This window comes from Thermoanaerobacterium sp. PSU-2 (assembly GCF_002102475.1).
Lineage (GTDB): Bacteria > Bacillota > Thermoanaerobacteria > Thermoanaerobacterales > Thermoanaerobacteraceae > Thermoanaerobacterium.
The window spans coordinates 1-2,287 of record NZ_MSQD01000032.1; the positions used below are offsets into that span (position 1 = coordinate 1).

General features: G+C 52.3%; 1 rRNA gene. It reads left to right on the forward strand.

Annotation, left to right across the window (positions count from 1 at the left end):
* Nucleotides 1–2,287 (forward strand): 23S ribosomal RNA (locus tag BVF91_RS12975); the annotation flags it as partial.

Consider the following 2,287-nt stretch of genomic DNA (forward strand, 5'->3'; position numbering starts at 1 on the left):
TACCGAGTGGGATCCAGAGTACCACAGGATAGGCAACCCGGTGGGAAGACGGGAGGACCATCTCCCAAGGCTAAATACTCCTAAGTGACCGATAGCGCATAGTACCGTGAGGGAAAGGTGAAAAGAACCCCGGGAGGGGAGTGAAAGAGAACCTGAAACCATATGTCCACAAGCAGTGGAAGCGAAAGCGACCACGTACTTTTTGTAGAACGGACCGGCGAGTTATAGATATGCAGCGAGGTTAAGCGAAAGCGGAGCCGAAGCGAAAGCGAGTCTTAAAAGGGCGAGAGTTGCATATCATAGACCCGAAACCGTGCGACCTACCCATGATCAGGGTGAAGCCGGAGTAAGATCTGGTGGAGGCCCGAACCACGTTGACGTTGAAAAGTCATGGGATGAATTGTGGGTAGCGGAGAAATTCCAATCGAGCTCGGAGATAGCTGGTTCTCCCCGAAATAGCTTTAGGGCTAGCCTCAGGGGGAAGGAAATATGGAGGTAGAGCACTGAATGGACTAGGGGCCAAAGAGGTTACCGAACCCTATCAAACTCCGAATGCCATATTGAGACCCTGGGAGTCAGACTACGAGTGATAAGATCCGTGGTCAAAAGGGAAAGAGCCCAGACCGACAGCTAAGGTCCCAAAGAGCATGTTAAGTGGGAAAGGAAGTAGGATTTCCAAGACAACCAGGATGTTGGCTTAGAAGCAGCCATACATTCAAAGAGTGCGTAATAGCTCACTGGTCGAGAAATCCCGCGCCGAAAATAAACGGGGCTAAAACATGCCACCGAAGCTACGGATTCTGAAAAGAATGGTAGGGGAGCGTACTGTACAGGACGAAGGATAAGCGAAAGCGAATCTGGACAGTACAGTAGAGAGAATGCCGGTATAAGTAACGAGAGTAAGGCGAGAAACCTTACCGTCGAAAGCCTAAGGATTCCTGGGGAAGGATAATCCGCCCAGGGTAAGTCGGGACCTAAGCCGAGGCGAAAGCGTAGGCGATGGAGAACCGGTAATAAATCCGGTACCACCGAAATCCGCTAAAAGAGAAGCAAGGACGCAGCGAGATAAGAAAAGCGTGCGGTTGGTAGAGCACGTCCAAGCAGCGACGAAAAGAGCTTTGAGTGAAGTACCAAAGCTCATAAGAGCTGTGATGGGGAGCCGAAAGGCGAAGTTTCGAAGGGGCTGCCAAGAAAAGTTGCTATCGAGGATGAGGTGCCCGTACCACAAACCGACACAGGTAGGCGAGGAGAGAATCCAAAGACGAGCGGGAGAACCCTCATTAAGGAACTCGGCAAAAAGACTCCGTAACTTCGGGAGAAGGAGTGCCGAAAGGCCGCAGAGAAGAGGCCCAAGCGACTGTTTACCAAAAACACAGGTTTCTGCTAAGTCGAAAGACGAAGTATAGGAGCTGACGCCTGCCCGGTGCTGGAAGGTTAAGGGGAAGGGTCAGGAGAAAATCCAAAGCTCTGAACTTAAGCCCCAGTAAACGGCGGCCGTAACTATAACGGTCCTAAGGTAGCGAAATTCCTTGTCGGGTAAGTTCCGACCTGCACGAAAGGCGTAACGACTTGGGCGCTGTCTTGAAGGGGGACCCGGTGAAATTGTAGTACTCGTGAAGATGCGAGTTACCCGCGACAGGACAGAAAGACCCCATGGAGCTTTACTGCAGCTTGTCACTGAATTTTAGTAATATCTGTACAGGATAGGTGGGAGGCTAAGAAATATGGGCGCCAGCCTATATGGAGCCAACGTTGGGATACCACCCTGATATTACCGAAATTCTAACATAGGAGCCGTAAACCGGCATATGGACACTGACAGGCGGGCAGTTTGACTGGGGCGGTCGCCTCCTAAAAAGTAACGGAGGCGTCCAAAGGTTACCTCAGCGCGGAAGGAAATCGCGCGAAAGAGTGCAAAGGCAGAAGGTAGCCTAACTGCGAGAAAGACAATTCGAGCAGGGACGAAAGTCGGGCTTAGTGATCCGGCGGTAGAGAATGGGATTGCCGTCGCTCAACGGATAAAAGCTACCCTGGGGATAACAGGCTGATCTCCCCCAAGAGTCCACATCGACGGGGAGGTTTGGCACCTCGATGTCGGCTCATCGCATCCTGGGGCTGAAGTAGGTCCCAAGGGTTGGGCTGTTCGCCCATTAAAGCGGTACGCGAGCTGGGTTCAGAACGTCGTGAGACAGTTCGGTCCCTATCCGTCGCGGGCGCAGGAAATTTGAGAGGATCTGCCCTTAGTACGAGAGGACCGGGGTGGACAAACCGATGGTGTACCAGTTGC